The organism is Bacillus sp. FSL K6-3154 (assembly GCF_040869395.1).
Lineage (GTDB): Bacteria > Bacillota > Bacilli > Bacillales > Bacillaceae > Bacillus > Bacillus safensis.
Genome location: NZ_CP152033.1, coordinates 167,237 through 187,068 on the forward strand (window position 1 = coordinate 167,237; position 19,832 = coordinate 187,068).

Genomic DNA, 19,832 nt, shown 5'->3' on the forward strand with positions numbered 1-19,832 from the left:
TTATTCACTATAATGTATTTTAAACACTTTCTTTTTAAGATGCAATAGTATTTTGCTAAAATTATTTTGATTCTATTGTCTTATAAAACAAAAAGCAGACCGATCTAAAGACCGGACTGCTTTATATTTATTCATTCAAAAGTCATATGTTAGATTTCTTCGCAATGCTCATCAAAAGCGGCTTGTAGTTTTGAAACGACTTCCATTGGCTCGTGCCCTTCAATTTCATGACGCTCGACCATTTTGATGATTTTTCCATCTTTTAATAAGGCGAAAGATGGTGAAGATGGCGGGAAGCCTTCAAAGTATTCACGCGCTCTTGCTGTTGCCTCTTTGTCCTGCCCAGCAAACACTGTCAGCAATTGATCTGGACGCTTATCGTAATGAACAGAATAGCCGGCAGCTGGTCTTGCAATACCACCTGCACAACCGCATACTGAATTCACCATGACAAGTGCCGTTCCTTTTTTAGTCAGTGCTTCGTCTACTTCTTCAGCTGATGTGAGCTCAGTGTAACCTGCCTGCTTAATTTCTTCTCTCGCTTGTTTCACAATATCATTCATAAATAAATTAAAATCAATATTCATGTTCGTCCACTCCTTTTGCGTACCAAAACCACTTTAACTCCATCATATCAAGGAAAACGCCTGCGGGCAAATGTGTTGTCTTTTCCTTCGCGTCTTTTTCCGAACATCGTTTATGAGCTGTCACATTGGGGAAAAGTGATGATAAAGAGATGAAAGGGAGAACTGCGTGATGGCACAATTCAAAAAAGCGATGCTCATTTATAATGGAAATGCCGGACAAAAAAACATGGAAAAAACACTCGGTCAAACAGTGCCTCTTCTTTCTCTACATATTGATGAACTCATTTTGAAACCAACAAAGCAGCCAAATGATGCTTATGATTTCTGCCGTCAAATTGATGAAACGGTGGAATTGCTCATCATATTAGGCGGAGACGGTACCGTGCATGAATGCATGAACGGTATTGGAGGTTTAGAAAAAAGGCCCGCTGTAGCAATATTGCCAGGCGGGACATGCAATGATTTTTCTAGAACACTAGGTATTCCTCAACAAATGCAAAAAGCCGCTCAAATGATTGTAGACGGCGTAGAAAAAAAGGTTGACTTAATCAAAGCAGAAGATCGATACGTGTTAAACTTTTGGGGAATTGGGCTGATCGCAGACACGTCCAACAATATTAACGACAAGGAAAAAGCCGTACTCGGCAAAATCAGTTACTTCACAAGTGCGCTGCGCACCTTGCAGCAAACAGATCCTTTTCACGTACGTATTGAGACAGAAGAGGAAAGCTGGGATGAGGAGGCTGTCATCGTTCTTGTCATGAATGGACATTTTATCGGTACAAATAGAATTGATTTGCCTCATGCAGCCATTGATGATGGAAAAGCAGAAATCTTAATTTGCAGAAATACGAGTTTCTCTGCTTTAAAAGAAATCTTCTCAATGAACCGGGAAGAGCTGGAGGATTTCACCGGCGATCTGTCTCTCATTCAAGCGTCCAGTATTCATATCCACACAAAAGAGGAAATGGATGCTGATACAGATGGTGAGGTTTATATGACGGCCCCCTCTTCTTTAGAAGTGTTAAAACAGCATTTGACCTTTATTGTTCCAGAAGAATAAAAAAATGCCCGACATCATTTTGATTCGGGCGTTTTTTTGATATAGCGTCTGTATAAATATTCAAGTGCATATCCGAGAAGCGTCCCGGCGAGAAGTGATATTCCTAAAAAGCTATTGGCTGCTCCTTTAAATCCGCCGACAATCAGCAGACAGTACACGATTTGAATGATTGAAACGATCGATATGATAAGCAGTAATCGTTCAGGATGATTGCGTGATTTAGAAATGTACCGCAGAAAAGCGAAGGCAATCGCTGTGATAAACATGAGACCAATCGTTAGAAAAGCAAAAAAATCTAGTCCAGACATATCATCGCTCCTTTCTCCTGATGTGGAAATCCCCCTCTCATGCCGGGAGGGGGAAAATTGTTGTTTTAATAAACAGATGTCTGCTCGTCAATGCCTTCAAGGATTTGTTTAATTCGCTGAAGGAATCTGCCGCATACAAGCCCATCTAGTACTCTGTGATCTAATGAAAGACAAAGATTGACCATGTCTCTTGCCGCAATCATTCCGTTTACTATCATTGGACGCTTCACGATCGATTCTACTTGTAAAATCGCCGCTTGCGGATAATTAATGATTCCCATTGATTGTACCGAACCAAATGATCCCGTGTTGTTGACAGTGAAGGTACCGCCTTCCATATCACTTTGCTTAAGCGTCCCTTGTCTCACCTTAGACGCCAGCTCATGAATTTCTTTGGCAATGCCCTTAATGGTCTTTTCATCCGCATCCTTAATGACTGGAACAAAAAGAGCGTCATCTGTAGCGACAGCAATCGAAACATTGATTGCTTTCTTTTGCACAATTTTATCTCCGGCCCACATGCTGTTCATTTCAGGGAATTCCTTTAAGGCCTGAGCCACTGCTTTGACAAAGAACGCAAAGAAGGTCAAGTTAAAGCCTTCTTTTGCTTTAAACTGATCCTTCAGCTGATTTCTTCTTGTCACAAGATTTGTCACATCGACTTCCATCATCGTCCATGCATGCGGAATTTCATGTTTGCTTCTCAGCATATTGGCCGCAATTGCCTGACGGATCGGCGTGACTGGCAGCTCAACATCACCAGGCATAGAAGGGACGGCAGGTGCCGCTTTTGCTTGAGATGGCTGCGCAGGCTCCGGTTGAACGGCACGTTCATTGACAGGTGCTGTCTTCTCTTTGACGCCGCCGTTTTCAATGAGCTTCAGCAAATCTTTTCTAGTGATTCGGCCGCCTGCTCCTGTACCTTGAACAGCCGCTAAATCAATGCCGTGCTCACCTGCCAAACGAAGAACGGCTGGAGAATAGCGTTTCTTTTGACTTTGATTCTCATTTGTTTGATCTGCTTCAGGCGCTTCGCTCAGCTCAGGTGCTGCTTCTTCTTTCTCGCTCTGCTGCTCGCTTCCTTCTATCTCAATTTCACAGAACACTTCTCCTACTTGCAGCGTTTCGCCTTCCTCAGCCGATAGCTTTGTAATCGTTCCTGTAAAAGATGACGGAACTTCTGCATTCACTTTATCGGTCATGACTTCCGCAATCGGATCGTATTTATTCACATGATCGCCAGGTGAAACGAGCCATTTGCTAATGGTTCCTTCTGTTACACTTTCACCTAGCTGAGGCATTTTCATTTGTTCAATTGCCACTTTGAAACCCTCCTCTTTCTTAAAACGCCGCCAGCTCTCTCATTTCAGCTTCTACCTTATCCGGGTTGACCATGAAGAATTTCTCCATTGTCGGCGCATAAGGCATTGCCGGAATATCTGGTCCTGCCAGGCGTTTGATTGGTGCGTCTAAATCAAATAAGCAATGCTCCGAGATGATTGCCGCAACCTCACTCATGATGCTGCCTTCTTTTGTATCTTCCGTTAACAGAAGCACTTTCCCTGTTTTAGAAGCCGCTTCTATAATCGCTTCCTGATCAAGCGGGTACACTGTTCTCAAATCGAGAATATGAGCGGAAATGCCGTCTTTTGCAAGGCGGTCTGCTGCTTGCAGCGCAAAATGGACACAAAGGCCATATGTAATGACCGTGATATCATCGCCTTCACGCTTCACATCTGCTTTTCCAATCGGAAGAGTGTAATCCTCTTCAGGCACTTCTCCTTTAATAAGGCGGTATGCACGTTTATGTTCAAAGAACAATACAGGATCTGGATCACGCACTGCAGCCTTTAAAAGACCTTTGACATCATAAGGTGTAGAAGGCATCACAATCTTCAAACCAGGCTGGTTAGCAAAAATAGCTTCGACCGATTGTGAATGATAAAGTGCCCCGTGTACTCCGCCCCCGTAAGGTGCGCGGATGACCATTGGACAGCTCCAATCATTATTTGATCGGTATCTAATTTTTGCAGCCTCTGAAATGATTTGGTTGATTGCAGGCATAATAAAATCCGCAAATTGCATTTCTGCAATTGGGCGCATTCCATACATCGCTGCCCCAATACCTACACCCGCAATGGCTGATTCTGCAAGAGGTGTATCCATGACGCGCGCTTCTCCGAATTGCTCGTAAAGACCCGCTGTCGCTTTAAATACGCCGCCTTTTTTCCCGACATCCTCTCCGAGCACAAACACTTTCGGATCTCGCTCCATTTCTTCTTTCATCGCCAGTGTAATAGCGTCTATATATGACATAACAGGCATTTTTCTTCCCCCTTACTCCGCATACACGTAACGAAGTGCGCTTTCTGCATCAGCATAAGCCGCGTTTTCCGCTTCATCAGTAGCTTCGTTTACGATTTGCATGATTTCTTTTGTCATCTCTTCTTTCATTTCAGAAGTCATGACGTTTCCTTCGATTAAATACGTTTCATATTGGATGAGCGGATCTTTCTTTCTTGCTTCGAGCACTTCTTCTTTTTCTCGATAGCTTGAATCATCGTCATCACTTGAATGCGCAGTTAAACGGTAAGAGATTGTTTCAATCAATGTCGGGCCTTCGCCTCTAGCCGCACGGTCTCTTGCTTCTTTGACAGCGGCATATACTTCAAGCGGATCATTTCCATCTACAGTGACACCAGGCATCCCATATCCAACCGCACGATCTGAAATGCGTTCACAGGCTACTTGTTTGTCATATGGCACGGAAATCGCATACTTATTGTTTTCACACATGAAAATAACAGGCAGTTTATGAACAGCAGCAAAGTTTGCGCCTTCGTGGAAATCACCTTGGTTTGATGAGCCTTCACCGAACGTGACAAAGCTGACAAAGTTTTTCTGCTCTAATCGTCCAGCAAGGGCAATTCCCACCGCGTGAGGAACCTGCGTTGTTACAGGTGAAGATCCGGTCACAATTCGATTTGCTCTTTGCCCAAAATGCCCCGGCATTTGTCTTCCGCCTGAGTTTGGATCGTCTTGTTTTGCGAAACCAGACATCATTAAATCTTTTGCTGTCATCCCAAAAGCAAGGACAACCCCCATATCACGATAGTAAGGTAAGACGTAATCTTCTTCTCTATTAAGAGCAAATGCAGCGCCGACTTGCTGCGCTTCCTGCCCTTGACAAGAAATAACGAATGGAATTTTCCCGGAACGGTTTAATAGCCACATCCGTTCATCGATTTTTCTTGCTAGAAGCATTGTTCTGTATATCTCAATTGCTTGTTCATCTGATAATCCTAATTCCTGATGACGCATGTTACTCATCATGTTTCCCTCCTTGATTAAAAATGGATCGCCTTCCCGTCAACAGCAAGGGCTGCCTCGCCAATCGCCTCTGATAAGGTCGGATGCGGGTGTATCGTCTGCCCCACTTCCCACGGGGTTGCATCAAGTACTTTGGCTAATCCAGCTTCAGATATCATATCTGTTACATGAGGACCAATCATATGAATTCCTAAAATATCATCTGTCTTTTGATCGGCAATGATTTTGACAAATCCATCAGACTCCCCGTACACAAGTGCTTTTCCAATCGCCATAAATGGAAATTTCCCTATTTTGACTTCAAACCCCTGCTCTTTTGCCGCCTGTTCAGTGAGTCCAACACTAGCGGTTTCTGGGTGAGAGTAAACACATTTAGATACGAGCGTCTCATCGAGCGGCTTTGGATCTTTCCCAGCCATATGTTCTACAGCAATCATCCCTTCGTGAGAAGCGACATGTGCCAGCTGAAGCCCGCCGATGACATCTCCTATTGCGTAAATATGTGATTCTTTCGTTTGATAATGTTCATTTACGACAATGCCTTGTTTTTCGGTTTGGATGTCCGTGTTTTCAAGACCTATGCCTTCGATATTAGGTACTCTGCCGACTGAAAGAAGGAGTTTTTCCGCTTCAAACGTCTGAATGTCTCCATCCTTTTCCGCTTGAATTGTCACGAGATTTTCCTGCTTTTCTACGCTATCTGGCAGTACCTTCGCATTAGTCACAAAAGTGATGCCTTTTTTAGATAATAGCTTTTCCATTTCTTTAGAAATGTCATGATCCTCTGTTGGCAAAATGCGGTCTGCAAACTCAAGCACAGTGACGTTCACACCAAAATCATTGAGCATGGAAGCCCACTCGATTCCGATCACTCCGCCCCCCACAATTAGCATTGACTGCGGAAGCTCTGGCAGTTCAAGTGCATCATCTGAAGTGAGGATGTGTGTTCCATCTGCTTCAAGCCCTGGCAGCACACGCGGACTTGATCCTGTCGCGATGATGACCTGCTTTGGAATGAGCATTTCATTTTCCTCTCCATTTGCCATTTCTACGGAGATCGTTCCTGGCATTGGCGAAAAGATAGATGGGCCAAGAATACGGCCGATTCCTTCATATACATCAATTTTTCCTTGTTTCATTAAATGTTTGACGCCGCCTGCTAGTTTTTCGACGATCTCTGTTTTTCTTTTCTGCACATTGGCAAATTGCAAGGCAACGCCTCCTGCCTCAACACCAAAATCAGCTGCGCGTTTGACGGTTTGATAAACTTCTGCACTTCTGAGCAGCGCTTTAGACGGGATGCAGCCTTTATGAAGACATGTTCCGCCGAGCTTTTCTTTTTCTACAACTGCTGTTTTCAATCCAAGCTGTGAGGCACGGATGGCCGCTACATAGCCGCCTGTGCCTCCACCAAGAATGACGAGGTCATATTCAGTTGCCATGACTTGTCACTCCTTTCTTTTCCTGTTGATCATTTGGGTATTCTTTCGGTGATTCTTCTTCTTTTAAAATACGAAGCGCACCTTCTGCTAACGATTGCAGCTCATTTTCACCTGGAAACACAACAACATCTGAAATCCAGTCAATATAGCCGCGAATACTTGACGTAATTTGTTTGCTGTATGCAAGTCCGCCTGTTAATACAATGACGTCAACTGCTCCTTTTAAGACAGCGCTAGCCGCACCAATTTCCTTGGCAATCTGATAGCACATTGCTTCATAAATGAGCGCCGCCCGCTCATCACCCGCTTCAATCATGCGTTCCACTTTCACAGCGTCTGTCGTGCCAAGATAGCCCGCAAGCCCGCCTTCACCAATAATGCGTTTGAGCATTTCTTCTTGGGTATACTCCCCCGAAAAACAAAGATTCACAAGATCACCTGTCGGCAGGGTTCCCGCACGCTCTGGGCTGAAAGGACCTTCGCCATGCAGACCGTTATTCACATCGATGACTTTTCCTTTTTCATGAACACCAATGGTGATACCGCCGCCCATATGAGTAATAATCATGTTCAAATCTTCGTAACTTTTTCCAAAAGAAGCCGCTGTTTTTCTTGCGACCGCTTTTTGATTTAATGCGTGAAAAATGCTTTTTCTTTCGATCGTTGGCAGCCCTGAAATACGAGCAATTGGTTTTAGTTCATCCACTACAACTGGATCGACAATAAAAGCCGGGATATTCAGGCCAAGTGCAATTTCTCGCGCGATGATTCCACCGAGATTGGATGCGTGCTGGCCGGCATATCCTTCTTTTAGGTCTTCCACCATTTGCTCATTGACTTCATATGTGCCTCCTTCAATCGGACGAAGGAGACCGCCGCGCGCACAGACTGCATCAAACTTTGAGATATTCATCCCCTGTTCATGCAGTGTTTTCAAAATGGTTTCTTTACGGAATGAAAATTGATCAATAATATGAGGAAACTGCTTTAATTCCTCATCTGTATGTCTAAGTGTCGTTTCAAAAATAGACCGTTCATTATGAAACACACCGATTTTTGTTGAAGTAGAGCCAGGATTAATCGTGAGAATACGCCATTCTTTTGTCAGCAAAAACAAAACCTCCGTTTCAACTCATTCTTCAAATTAGCGACGGCTTAAAATATGTTGACCATTTTGCAAGAATTGACTTCTTGATTTGCGCATTCTTTCAATTCGCTCTTCAGCCAATCGGTCTGCCGCTTTATAAGTTGGAATGGCATCACGGTTTGAAATTTCAATTACACGTTCAATATTTTGATAAATGCCTTCGACTTTTTTCATCGCACGATCTGCATTATAGCCATAAAGCTCATCAGCCACGTTAATCACACCGCCTGCATTGATCACATAGTCAGGAGCATATACAATTCCCATCTCATGGATAAGGTCTCCGTGATGCGTTTCTCTTAGCTGGTTATTTGCAGCACCTGCAATCACCTTTGCCTTTAACTTAGGAATGGTCACATCGTTAATGGTTGCACCAAGTGCGCACGGTGCATAAATATCACATGCTTGATCGTAAATATCGTCAGGGTCGACTGCTTTTGCCCCGAAGTCTTCAACAGCACGTTTGACAGAGTCTTTGTTGATATCTGTGACAATGAGCTGCGCGCCTTCTTCATGCAGATGTTTACACAAGTTGTAAGCGACATTTCCTACGCCTTGGACGGCAATTGTTTTTCCTTCTAATGAATCGGTCCCAAATGCAGCTTTGGCAGCGGCTTTCATCCCTTTGTATACACCGTAAGCTGTGACGGGAGACGGATTTCCAGAAGAACCAAATGCAGGAGAGATCCCTGTGACAAAATCGGTTTCTTCATGAATGAGATCCATGTCTTCTACCGTTGTACCGACATCTTCTGCTGTAATATAGCGGCCATTCAGCCCTTGAATATAACGTCCAAATGCACGGAACATTTCTTCATTTTTGTCTTTTCTCGGATCACCGATGATGACCGTTTTTCCGCCGCCAAGATTAAGTCCTGCTGCCGCGTTTTTATAAGTCATTCCTCTAGCTAGACGCAGTGCATCCTCAATGGCTGCTTCTTCGTTTTCATACGTCCACATTCTCGTTCCGCCTAGTGCCGGCCCAAGTGTTGTATCATGAATCGCAATAATCGCTTTTAAACCAGACTGCTCATCCTGACAAAATACAAGCTGTTCATAATCGTATCGTTCCATATATTTAAAAAGTTCCATCGTGTTATTCCTCCTATTACTTCCGCTTAATTTGATGTACAGATGGCAAGCGCAATTGAATAAAGCTTACTTTCGGCTGAATCAGACCGGCTTGTTAAAGCAATCGGCGCCTTCGCTCCTGCCACCACAGCTCCCACCTTCGCATGTGCAAAGTAGATGAGAGATTTATAAAGAATGTTTCCTGCCTCAATTGTTGGCACAAGCAAAATATCTGCATGGCCGGCTACATCACTTGTAATATTTTTATGAGAAGCTGCCGTTTGAGAAATGGCATTATCTAAAGCAAGAGGCCCATCAATCAGGCATCCAGAAATTTGCCCCCGCCGGTTCATTTGCGCAAGACTTGCCGCAGTCAAAGTTGAATCCATTGCCGGATTCACGACCTCCACCGCAGAGAGCACTGCAACCTTTGGCATGTCGTTTCCGACAGCTTGTGCTACTCGAACAGAGTTGATCGTAATCTCTTTCAGCATATTTAAATCGGGCGCGATGTTCATCGCAGAATCCGTGACATAAATAAAGCGGTCAAAGCCCGGTACTTCAAATGCCGCGACATGTGATAGGACACTTGTCGTCCTGAGCCCATATTCTTTATTCAATACCGCTTTTAAAAGAACGGCTGTCGGGACATGCCCCTTCATCAAAATATCTGCATGCTTCTCGCTCACTGCCTGAACGGCAATCTTGGCAGATTCTTCGGGAGAATCTGAATGAATAATATCTATCCAGTCCTCATTGATTTCATGCTGCTTCACTAGCTCCTTCAGGTTGCGTTTGTTCCCAACCAGGAGAAAGCGAGCGACCTTTCGCTTAATTGCCATCTTGATGGCATGAAGCACTTCTTCGTCTTCTGCATGAGCCACAGCCGCCGTTTTGTTCTGCAGCTGGGCGGCTTTCATAATCAGATCGTCAAGCTTCATATATGCCCACCTTTCCTTGTGCTCGGTTCATGTTTTATATGCAAGTTCCGTGCCAGTTTGAAATGCAGTGAATATGAGGCAATTCGCATGACATTCGTGCAATCTTTTGCAGGTTACATGCATTTTATTGCATGCTATCTTTTGCAAGTTGATATTTGTCCATTTTATAGTAAAGGTTCCGAATGCTGATCCCTAACGTTTTCGCTGTTTTCGTGCGATTGAATTGATGCTTTTCAAGGGTTTGTTTAATCAGCTGCGCTTCAAATGCCTCAACAGCATCCGAAAGCGTCTCTCCCTCAAATTGACTGACAGTCAGTTCCTGCTGCTCTTTTTCTTCCTGATCTTCTGACTCCATGAAAGAAATATGCCCTTCATCAATCCATTCTTCTTGCGGGTTCAAAAAGATCATGGCTCGTCCAAGTACATTTTCAAGCTCTCTTACGTTTCCTGGCCACTTATATGATCGCAGTCTATTAAGTGCCTGTTCCGTTAACCCGCTCACGTTCCGTCCATAGTCTAAATTGATCTTTTGGATGAGACGTTTGCTTAACGAGTCAATATCCTCAAGGCGCTGCCTTAGCGGCGGGATGGAGATCGGGTATCTGTTCATTCGATAATATAAATCTTCTCTGAACTTTCCTTCCGCCATCGCTTTTTCAATATTGACATTTGTCGCCGTGATCACACGAACATCGACCGGTATAGCCTTTGTTCCGCCTACTCTTACTATTTCTTTCTCCTGCATCACACGAAGCAGCTTCGCCTGTGTACTTGGCGTCATTTCGCCAATTTCATCTAAAAAAATGCTGCCTTGATTCGCCTCTTCAAACAGCCCTTTTTTCCCGCCTCGCCTTGCACCAGAAAATGCTCCTTCTTCATAGCCAAAAAGCTCTGACTCTAAAAGGGTCTCAGATAAGGCTGCACAGTTGACCCGTACAAAGCGATTATATTTTCGGTCACTTTCATTATGAATGGCGTGCGCAAACAGCTCTTTTCCAGTACCTGATTCTCCCCGGAGTAAAATGGTGGCTGGCGTTTTCGCGCCTAGCTTCGCCTGCTCTAGCGCCACAAGCATTTGCTCACTCTCTCCAATGATGTCTTCAAATGTGTACTTTGCTTCAAGTGTACGGATGAGCTGCCTTGCTTTATTTAATTCATTTGTGAGTGATTGAATTTCTGATACGTCATGAATGACCCCGACACTGCCTTTTAAAATACCATCAACAATGACTGGCGCTACGTTGACAATCACATCTTTTTTATTCGGTCCGACTTTCATTCTGACGCCTCGAACGGGTCTCCTTGTTTCAAGTACCTTCAAATGCATGCTTTCTCCTTCAGAAATATCTGCACCTGCTGGTTTCCCCACAACTTCTTTATCTGTTAATCCAGTCATTTTCGTATAAGCCCGGTTGATTAAGATCCCTTTTCCCTGCTCATCAACAACTGATATGGCTTCATCCGACGATTGAATGATCGCCTCCAGCATCGTTCGCACTTCTTTAAGATTGGTTACTTCCTCCGCAAGCTCAACGGCATCTGTAATATCTTTAAAGATGGATAAAGCACCTAGCATTCTCCCCGCGTCATCAATAATTGGCAAACGCGTTGTAACAATTTGTATTTGCTGATTCAAAAATTGTTTTTGATTAAATTCTGGCTCTCTCGATCTTAAAATGTCGGGAAGCTTTGTATTTGGGATCACTTCTCGTATATGACGGCCAATCGCATCTTTTTGCGAACATCCAACCATTTTGGCCGCTGATCGATTAAACAGGACGACTTCTTCATTCATGTTTATAAAAATCATCCCGTCGTTCGTTGCATTAAAAATGCGGTCATGCTTATAGGTTTGTTCCTTTAATATTTGGATCAGCTGCTGTTTTTCTGACATTAATTCTGATATAACGTAAGCCATTGAACTTGGAACAATGACTGCGTGCTCTGGCTTTTTTTCAATTAGTTCTTTCAGCACTGCTGAACTGCCTGTTGTTTCAATGATGATATCAATGTCATCTTTTATGTATTCTTTCCAATCCGTTGTCGTATCAATTCCATTCTTTTTCGCTTCTACCATCCCCGGTGCCTCAAGATCAAGGTCGGCGATCGCAATGATTTGAATCATATTTGTTTTCAGCAATGTTTCAAGCAATGCTGATCCACCCTGTCCTGCACCGACAATCAAGACTCTCTGCATCCCGTTACCCCTTTATATGAAAAAATTTGCACACCATATTTTTCCGTTGCAAAAAATTGCACAACTCTTATATTACCACGTTTTCCTTTCTTGACAAAATATTTTTTGAATTAGACAATGGAAGTAAATGACGTTTAAGGGGACATTTGATGGGGAGAATACTTGCACTAGTGATTATTTTAATACCTGGCGCGCTTGCAGCACTTGGGATTAAGCTGCTGCGTGACACTGTTTTCGGCATCATCATTGCACCATTTCCATATTTATGGCTGCAAGGAATTGCAGGGTTGTTATTTTTAGGGGGAGGTCTTTATGTAGTGGCTGGCTTTATTTTATATAGAGACCGTAAACGAAATAAAGTGACTGCCCGCTTTAAACAGAGATAAAACGTGAAAAAAGACCCGCTGATTTAGAGCAGGTCTTTATTTCATTTCTTCTCTTATTTTCACGGCTCGGTCAGGAAAATCAGTAAAAATGCCATCGACACCTAAGGAAAACATGTTTTTCATTTGCTTTTCACTATTTACTGTAAACGGCCTGATCACTTGCTGAGATGCATGGAGAGCTGCCACAACCTCTTTGGTCACGCCGGCACCCTTGATATTTGGATGGTAGCCCCTTGCTGGTACTGTTTTTATATACATCTCCGGCTGATGAATCACATCCATTGTGAGAACCGCAAGTTCAACATGTGGCATCAGTTTGTGAAAAAGAGCTAAACTGCCGTGATGAAACGATGAAACAAGTACACGGTCTTCTATTTGAAAATGCTCGATTTGTTTTTTTACTTTCTCCTCGATACCCGGATATCGATAAATGGAGTTTTTTAGTTCAATATTGATGATCAATGATGATTGCTGCGTCACTAGCTCTAATACTTCCTCTAAAAGAGGAATGGATACAGCACCGGTTTCTTCGTAGAAAGAATGACTCGCATCTCCCGCTTTTAATTCTTCATATGTATGGTCTTTCACTAAACCTTTCATGTTCGTTGTTCTGTTCAGTTTCTCATCGTGAATGACAGCAAGTCTGCCGTCTTTCGTCAGCTGAACATCCAGCTCAATTCCGTCAGCTCCCGAATGGAGTGCATGCTCAAAGGCTATCATGGTGTTTTCAGGATAAATGCCTTTAAAGCCTCTGTGTGCAAAAATTTTCGTCATAGGTCACCTCTAAATATGATGCTTCCTTACATTATGACGTGTCTTTTTTCGTTTTTCCAGTTTTGAGCGCATAAAAAAAACCTCTTCTGATTCATACGAAGAGGTTGACAGATAAATTCGATCACGTAATCGCTCTGATGGCTTGCTCTGTCGTCTCTGCGTCAAGAGCAAAAAGGGAAGAAACAACTGCGACTGCTGTAACAACGGTTACACCTAACAACAACTTTTTCATAAGATAACCTCCACTTTCTTTTGAAGTATTTGTGCATCGAATTTCTTTTCAAGAAAACGAATGGCATTTTGATAATCATTTCGTTCCTTGAAGTATTTCGATATTTGTTCAGACAAATCCTCAAGCTCCACATATAATCTATTTTTTTCTATGTAGTCTAATTTTTCTGAGAATACGTCTGCTGCCCCACTATTCTCGCACATCAAATCCAAAATTTCAAATTTTACTATATATTCATTATTTTGGATATCGCAACTATACAAAATACCCTCTTTAATATATTCCCTCGCCTCTTGATCTCCTAAATGAACCAAGGCATTGGCCAGAACATATAAAGATTGGATGTAATAATGGCTATTGTCACGGTGAATTTGAATGCCCATTCCTTTTTTGGCATAATGTGCGCTTTTTTCATAATCATGCTTTGCATAATAAAGAACCGCTAAATTGTGATAGCATTTCCCAATCAGCACTTCATTGTTAATGCGCTTACTTTTCTCAAGTGCTTCTTTATACTTTTTCTCTGCTTCATCGAATTGGAACAAATCAATGCAATTACTTGCATGTAAAATTAAGCTGTCAATCGCCTGCGCTGTGTACTCTTCATGCGCTTTGAATGTATCGATGGCTTTTTTAATATGATTAATGGATATGAAATTTTGTTTCAGTTCGTAATAGATTGAAGCAACCTTATGGTGAAAAGTTCCTACTTCCAGGTCTTCATTCACACGTTTTAGCCGCTGTTCTGCAATTTTGTAAAAGCTAATGGCTTCATCATACTTTTTCACATATGCAGCATATTGGCCTTTGTAAAAGTAAAAATAAAAATTAATAATGTCATCTGCCTTCTCATCGAGCGTTCCGACACTTTTCATAATTTGATTGGCTTTTTCGATATTTCCAAGTAACATTTCATGTCTGCCGTCAACAAGCTGATAATAAAGGAGAACTTCACGGTCTTCATCTGTATTTTTTAGCAAATTCTGAATTTTCTCTTTATAGACAGCAGATTTTTCTAAGTCATTCTGAGAAATGACCCTCGTCCACTTGCTAATTTCGTTCGCAACCTCAGCAGAGTGGATTTTCAGCTTTCCCATAACCTCACCCTCTTCTTTTCATTATTATAGCATAGTAAAAGAATGTGAAAATTATTAAATTCGACAATGGGAATATTCAGTTCAAATGGCACAATCTCTAAGAAGCCAGTGACTTTAAAACGCCAACCAATCAGGTCAATAGAAATAGAACTTTCGATCTCGTTTGCTTTAATTACCAAATCCATGAGACCTTTTCCTCTCATCCTTTTTCTTACGAATGAGCGTTTTCTTCTTCTATTTTGAAGAATTCATGATCGATTGGCGCAGCTGATTACCACTACTTTATGTCTTTTTTATTTTTTTCATGCTTTATTTTTCATTTTATTCTGAAAATAAAGCAGCCCGTTTGTCCAATTTAAACATTAAGATGATTTTATCAACCTAACCAATTTTTGACAACATGTTTCAAAATAAAAAAACGTCTCAATGAAGAAACGTTTTTTCATGAAAAAGATACTAGCTTGCTCTATGCTCTAAACGCAGACGATCAGCTACCATGGCAATAAATTCTGAATTGGTTGGTTTCGCTTTTGACATGCTGACAGTATAACCAAAGAGTGAGGAAATGGAATCAATGTTTCCTCTGCTCCAAGCGACTTCAATGGCATGACGAATCGCTCGTTCTACCCTGCTGGCAGTCGTGTTAAATTTCTTTGCAATGTCTGGGTACAACACTTTAGTGATGCTTCCGAGAAGCTCAATGTCATTGTACACCATAGAAATGGCTTCTCTTAAGTATAAATAGCCTTTAATATGAGCGGGCACGCCAATCTCATGAATAATGGTCGTAATGCTCGCATCTAAGTTTTTACGTTTCGGTTCAGGTTTGTTACGAAGAACACTGTTTTGGATTGATGAAGAGCGATGGGTAACTTGTGTGCCGTTTCCACTGACTTGACGAATATGACCTACTAGGTTTTCCATATCAAATGGCTTTAAAATGAAATAGGATGCGCCCAAATCAACTGCTTTTTTCGTGACATCTTCTTGTCCAAATGCCGTTAGCATAATCACACTTGGCTGTTTTGTCATTTCATTGTTTTCACGGAGGCGTTCTAGTACAGCAAGACCGTCTAAATGAGGCATAATAATGTCTAAGAGGAGAACGTCGGGCTCTTTATCTTTAAATAATGTCAGGCATTCCTGACCATTATACGCCACGCCAAGTACTTCCATATCTTCCTGTCCCTCAATATACTCTGTCAAAAGGCCAACAAGCTCTCGATTGTCATCAGCTACACACACTTTAATTTTCTCCACGTTCTTTCCTCCCCAATGTCGATTCCTTTAGTCTTTTGCATTTCTCTTCTGAGTGTTCAATTCGACAAAACCATGCTATCCCCTTTAAAAAACTTTAATTTTCCGAATAATAGAGCATTATCTAGCTTTTTCTACGTTTTTCTTAACGAATCGACGATTATTGCAATTTGACAACATGCTTTTTTCCATTTTGTCGAAAAATCTCTTTTTCCTTATTTTATAACATGATGGAAGAGAAAGAAAGGGTAGAAAAAAACTGCCGGAAGATTCGCGGCAGTTTATAATCAGCTTGCTTTTTTGTTTTTTTGATAAAGGTCGATTCCTGCTTCTGACAGCATCCATTCAATGTGTACGCCGTACCCGCTAGTCGGATCATTGACGAATACATGTGTGACAGCTCCAATGACTTTGCCATTTTGGATGATGGGGCTTCCGCTCATTCCTTGGACGATTCCGCCCGTTTTGCTTAAGAGCCGCTCATCTGTTACCTTCAATACCATCCCTTTAGTTGCTGGGAATTTCTGTGGTGTTGTGCTGACGATTTTAATATCAAACTTCTCCACTTTATCATGATCCACAACGGTTAAAATTTCTGCTGGGCCTTCTTTTACTTCATTTGATAAAGCGACTGGAAGTGGTTTATCTGCTACATGATTTTCAAGCTTTTCGGTTAACGTACCAAAGATACCAAAAGGGCTGTTGCGGGAGATATCTCCTATTGTTTTTCTTTCGGAAGAGAATCTCGCCAATTTTTCTCCAGGATTGCCTCCTGTGCCTTTTTCAATCGATGTCACGGTTGATCTAACAATTTCACCATTGTCGACAACAATTGGTTTTTTTGTATCCATGTCAGAAATCACATGCCCAAGGGCACCATATTTTTTAGATGAAGGTTCAAAAAAGGTCATCGTGCCGATTCCTGCTGCAGAATCACGAATGTAAAGACCAATTCGATAGATGCCTTCACTTGCATCTTTTGCGGGTGTTAATGTTGTTTGAAAGGTTTTATGATCTCTCTTTATGAGCAAACGAAGCGTTTCACCCGTTTTCCCTGCTTTCTGAATAAATGGGGTGAGGTCATTCATTTTCTCCATTTTTTGACCATTGATTTCAATGATCATATCCCCTGATTGAATGCCTGCGGCTTCACCTGGTGATTTTTTGCCGTCTGCTGTTGTGATTTGATGAAAACCTACAACGAGAACTCCTACAGAGTGGAGCTTGACGCCAATGGATTGACCTCCAGGAATGACTTTTAATTCAGGGAGAACGTCAACTTTTGTTTTCTTAATAGGAAATCCTTTAAAATCATAAACAATTTCGGCTTTTCCCGCCTTTTGTCCTGTAATATCCAGCTGATTCTTTTTCTCTGAAAGGCTAAAGGCTGGTGAAGAAGCATTGGCTGACGCTTCAATCGATGTGTCAATTGAGTGCTTCTGTTTTTCAAATACAGCAACATTTGTTGGAATGCTGATGTATTCCTTCACTATGCTCATAAACCCTGTACTTATTAAAGAAACAAGGAGAATCACACCAATGGCTTTTCTCATCTTTTCGGGCATTCATTTTTCACTCTCCTCGCTCCTTACCCACACCAGAACACTCATGTTTTGGCTACATCTTTACTTTTGCCTTCTTCGAGAGGATTTATAACCGGCAGCTTTAGAAAATGATTGGATAAATTGATAAAAGAAAAAGACGATTTTATGGGTATATACGCCGGCTTTTACACAACATAAAAAAAGGCAGCTGATGATTCAGCTACCCTGTTGTTTTGACATCATTTGCTTGGTGCAATAGTTCTTTTGCATGCTGTTTTGTCAGCTCAGTCACTTCCACACCGGCAATCATCCGGCCAATCTCACTCACTTTTTCTTCATGACTTAATGGTTTGACACTCGTCAGTGTTCTGCCCGCTTTCGAGCGTTTCGAAATGAAGAGATGTGTGTCAGCCATTGCTGCTACTTGAGGCAGGTGTGTAATGCAGAGCACTTGTGATCCAGACGCAACTTTGTAAATTTTCTCAGCAATGGCTTGTGCCACTCTGCCGCTGACGCCTGTATCAACTTCATCGAAAATAATGGATGTGACGTCTTGTTTAGCTGAGAAAATACTCTTCACAGCGAGCATGACACGTGAAATTTCTCCACCTGAGGCTACTTTCGATAAAGATTTCATCGGTTCTCCTGTATTTGTAGAAATGACAAATTGTGCTTGGTCGATTCCATTTTTCCCGAGCTGCACAGGTTTTCCGTCTAATAGCGGACAATCGGTGCTGCCAAATGGCGCATATCGAACAGAAAAAGCTGTGTCAAATGATGACTTCTCCATATACAAATCCTTGAGCTCTGTTTGAATTTGCTTCGCTAGCTTTTTGGCCCATTTTTTACGCAGCTCCGAAACGTTAAGTGCTTCGAGCAGGGCATCACGGCTCATCGCATCTAATTTATTTTTGAGCGTCTGCAGATGGCTGTCTCGATTTTGGATTTGATCTATTTCTTCTTCAATCTTCGCCGCATACTCCAAAATTTCCTCAACGGTTGTGCCGTATTTTCGTTTTAGCTGCTTCATTTCATTCAGCCTGGATTCAATAAAATCAAGACGAGCCGGATCGAATTCTAATTGATCCAGCATGCTTCGCATTTGGAAGGTTGAATCCTCTAATAAGTAGTAGGAGTTCGACACTTGTTCAGATAGCTTTTTCAAATCATCGTTGATCTCAGACACCTGCTCAAGCTCACTTGAGGACATACCAACCCAATCTAGTCCTCCTTGCTCATTACGCAGAGCGTTATACGCGTTTTGGAGTGAGGAATAGATTTTTTCGTAGTTGCTGATTTGATGACGTTCTTCCTGAAGCTTCTCATCTTCTCCCGGCTCTAATTGTGCCGCCTCAATCTCCTCTAGCTGAAATTGCAGTAAATCTAAGCGGTGCACCATTTCCTGCTCATTCTCAGACAGCTGCCTTAGCTTTTGGGCCGTCTTCATATATTGATCATATGCTTCTTGATACTGCAAGAGAGCCGGTGCAATGTCTTCTGCTCCAAATTGATCGAGCAAATGCAGATGATTTTCATCTTCCATGAGCAGCTGGTTATCGTGCTGTCCATGTATATCAAGCAAAAGCCGTCCTACTTCCCGTAAAAGTGAGATGGTGACAAGCTTTCCATTAATCCGGCAAATGCTTTTCCCGCTGTTATTAATATCACGGCGGAGGATCATCATTTCATCTGATGCGTCAATTCCCTGCTCTTCGCATAGAGCAAATACAGGGTGATCGGCTGGTACAAGAAAAAGCCCTTCCAGCTCTGCCTTTTTTTCACCGTAGCGGACAAATTCAGAGGACCCTCTTCCTCCCACGAGAAGTGAGACAGCGTCAATCATGATGGATTTTCCGGCACCTGTTTCCCCCGTTAGAACCGTGAGTCCTTTTTCAAATGAAACCGTTAACTCTTCAATGATTGCAAAGTTTTTAATGGTTAGTTCTGCTAACACTCATTTGACACCTCTTTTAGTAAACCTGATTCTTTATAGAAGCTCTAAAATTTTGCTCGAAACTGTCTCTGTATCATCTGGGGTGCGGCAAATGATTAAAATGGTATCATCCCCGCAAATCGTTCCCATAATTTCTTCCCAATCTAAATTATCCATTAAAGCACCAATCGCCTGAGCATTACCCGGCATTGTTTTCAGAACAATTAAATGACTGGCAGCATCCATTTTAATAAATGCATCCATCAGGGAGCGCTTCAGCTTTGACAGCGGGTTAAACCGCTGATCCGCAGGAAGACTGTATTTATATGTTCCATTGTTCGTCGGAACTTTCACTAAATGTAATTCTTTAATATCCCTAGAAACGGTCGCTTGTGTGATGTTATATCCATCGGCTTTCAAAATATCGACCAATTCATCTTGTGTTTCGATTTCTTGGCTTGCAATGATTTCTCTAATTTTAATATGCCTTTGACCTTTATTCATATTAGACCCCCCTAGGCGT

Annotated in this window: 19 protein-coding genes; 2 read left to right on the forward strand and 17 right to left on the reverse strand. The window is 42.2% G+C overall.

Annotated features, from left to right (window positions below):
• Nucleotides 1-149: 149 nt before the first annotated feature.
• Complete coding sequence (locus MHH61_RS00960) at nt 150-587, reverse strand: BrxA/BrxB family bacilliredoxin (protein WP_024428021.1); 438 nt, start codon at nt 585-587, stop codon at nt 150-152.
• Nucleotides 588-756: 169 nt separating this feature from the next.
• On the opposite strand from MHH61_RS00960, the gene MHH61_RS00965 reads away from it, so the two are divergent.
• The gene (locus MHH61_RS00965) at nt 757-1,650 is read left to right on the forward strand and encodes a YegS/Rv2252/BmrU family lipid kinase (RefSeq protein WP_125586560.1); all 894 of its coding nucleotides are present in this window, start codon (nt 757-759) and stop codon (nt 1,648-1,650) included.
• A gap of 14 nt (nt 1,651-1,664) precedes the next feature.
• On the opposite strand, the gene MHH61_RS00970 is transcribed toward MHH61_RS00965, so the two are convergent.
• The 9 genes from MHH61_RS00970 to MHH61_RS01010 all read right to left on the reverse strand — a co-directional run bounded on the left by MHH61_RS00970 (nt 1,665) and on the right by MHH61_RS01010 (nt 12,086).
• Nucleotides 1,665-1,958: a YesK family protein gene (locus tag MHH61_RS00970; protein WP_024428019.1), complete on the reverse strand. Its 294-nt coding sequence runs from the start codon at nt 1,956-1,958 to the stop codon at nt 1,665-1,667.
• Between the two features lie 65 nt (nt 1,959-2,023).
• Nucleotides 2,024-3,280, reverse strand: a complete 1,257-nt coding sequence (locus MHH61_RS00975; protein WP_125586562.1) for a dihydrolipoamide acetyltransferase family protein — start codon at nt 3,278-3,280, stop codon at nt 2,024-2,026.
• Nucleotides 3,281-3,299: 19 nt separating this feature from the next.
• Nucleotides 3,300-4,283, reverse strand: coding sequence for an alpha-ketoacid dehydrogenase subunit beta (locus tag MHH61_RS00980; protein WP_024422925.1), 984 nt, complete (start codon nt 4,281-4,283; stop codon nt 3,300-3,302).
• A 12-nt stretch (nt 4,284-4,295) separates the two neighbouring features.
• The gene (locus MHH61_RS00985; protein ID WP_056767291.1) at nt 4,296-5,288 is read right to left on the reverse strand and encodes a thiamine pyrophosphate-dependent dehydrogenase E1 component subunit alpha; all 993 of its coding nucleotides are present in this window, start codon (nt 5,286-5,288) and stop codon (nt 4,296-4,298) included.
• 17 nt (nt 5,289-5,305) lie between these two features.
• Nucleotides 5,306-6,730, reverse strand: a complete 1,425-nt coding sequence (gene lpdA / locus MHH61_RS00990; protein ID WP_125586564.1) for a dihydrolipoyl dehydrogenase — start codon at nt 6,728-6,730, stop codon at nt 5,306-5,308.
• Nucleotides 6,720-7,847, reverse strand: a complete 1,128-nt coding sequence (gene buk, locus MHH61_RS00995; RefSeq protein WP_029708028.1) for a butyrate kinase — start codon at nt 7,845-7,847, stop codon at nt 6,720-6,722. The genes lpdA and buk overlap by 11 nt, the downstream gene beginning before the upstream one ends.
• 27 nt (nt 7,848-7,874) lie before the next feature.
• A complete protein-coding gene (gene bcd / locus MHH61_RS01000) occupies nt 7,875-8,969 on the reverse strand; it encodes a branched-chain amino acid dehydrogenase (protein ID WP_003215658.1) in 1,095 nt (364 codons plus the stop codon).
• Nucleotides 8,970-8,995: 26 nt separating this feature from the next.
• Nucleotides 8,996-9,889 (reverse strand): phosphate butyryltransferase, encoded by an 894-nt coding sequence (yqiS, locus tag MHH61_RS01005; RefSeq protein WP_125586566.1) that lies wholly within the window; start codon nt 9,887-9,889, stop codon nt 8,996-8,998.
• A gap of 124 nt (nt 9,890-10,013) precedes the next feature.
• On the reverse strand, nt 10,014-12,086 hold the full coding sequence (locus tag MHH61_RS01010) for a sigma-54-dependent Fis family transcriptional regulator (RefSeq protein ID WP_024428014.1): 2,073 nt from the start codon (nt 12,084-12,086) through the stop codon (nt 10,014-10,016).
• Between the two features lie 149 nt (nt 12,087-12,235).
• Between MHH61_RS01010 and MHH61_RS01015 the strand changes: the two genes are divergently transcribed.
• Nucleotides 12,236-12,472 (forward strand): DUF2627 domain-containing protein, encoded by a 237-nt coding sequence (locus MHH61_RS01015; protein WP_024422931.1) that lies wholly within the window; start codon nt 12,236-12,238, stop codon nt 12,470-12,472.
• Nucleotides 12,473-12,508: 36 nt separating this feature from the next.
• On the opposite strand, the gene MHH61_RS01020 is transcribed toward MHH61_RS01015, so the two are convergent.
• The 7 genes from MHH61_RS01020 to argR form a co-directional block, all read right to left on the reverse strand.
• The gene (locus MHH61_RS01020; RefSeq protein ID WP_024422932.1) at nt 12,509-13,246 is read right to left on the reverse strand and encodes a glycerophosphodiester phosphodiesterase; all 738 of its coding nucleotides are present in this window, start codon (nt 13,244-13,246) and stop codon (nt 12,509-12,511) included.
• 228 nt (nt 13,247-13,474) lie between these two features.
• Entirely contained in the window at nt 13,475-14,575 is a 1,101-nt protein-coding gene (locus MHH61_RS01025; RefSeq protein WP_024422933.1) for a Rap family tetratricopeptide repeat protein, read from the reverse strand.
• Entirely contained in the window at nt 14,563-14,760 is a 198-nt protein-coding gene (locus MHH61_RS01030; protein WP_024422934.1) for a hypothetical protein, read from the reverse strand. The genes MHH61_RS01025 and MHH61_RS01030 overlap by 13 nt, the downstream gene beginning before the upstream one ends.
• Nucleotides 14,761-15,031: 271 nt before the next feature.
• Nucleotides 15,032-15,835, reverse strand: coding sequence for a sporulation transcription factor Spo0A (gene spo0A, locus MHH61_RS01035; RefSeq protein ID WP_024422935.1), 804 nt, complete (start codon nt 15,833-15,835; stop codon nt 15,032-15,034).
• A gap of 284 nt (nt 15,836-16,119) precedes the next feature.
• Nucleotides 16,120-17,397, reverse strand: a complete 1,278-nt coding sequence (gene spoIVB / locus MHH61_RS01040) for a SpoIVB peptidase (RefSeq protein WP_025092993.1) — start codon at nt 17,395-17,397, stop codon at nt 16,120-16,122.
• 199 nt (nt 17,398-17,596) lie between these two features.
• Nucleotides 17,597-19,330, reverse strand: coding sequence for a DNA repair protein RecN (recN, locus tag MHH61_RS01045; RefSeq protein ID WP_025092992.1), 1,734 nt, complete (start codon nt 19,328-19,330; stop codon nt 17,597-17,599).
• Between the two features lie 33 nt (nt 19,331-19,363).
• Entirely contained in the window at nt 19,364-19,813 is a 450-nt protein-coding gene (gene argR, locus MHH61_RS01050; protein ID WP_024422938.1) for a transcriptional regulator ArgR, read from the reverse strand.
• Between the last annotated feature and the right edge of the window lie 19 nt (nt 19,814-19,832).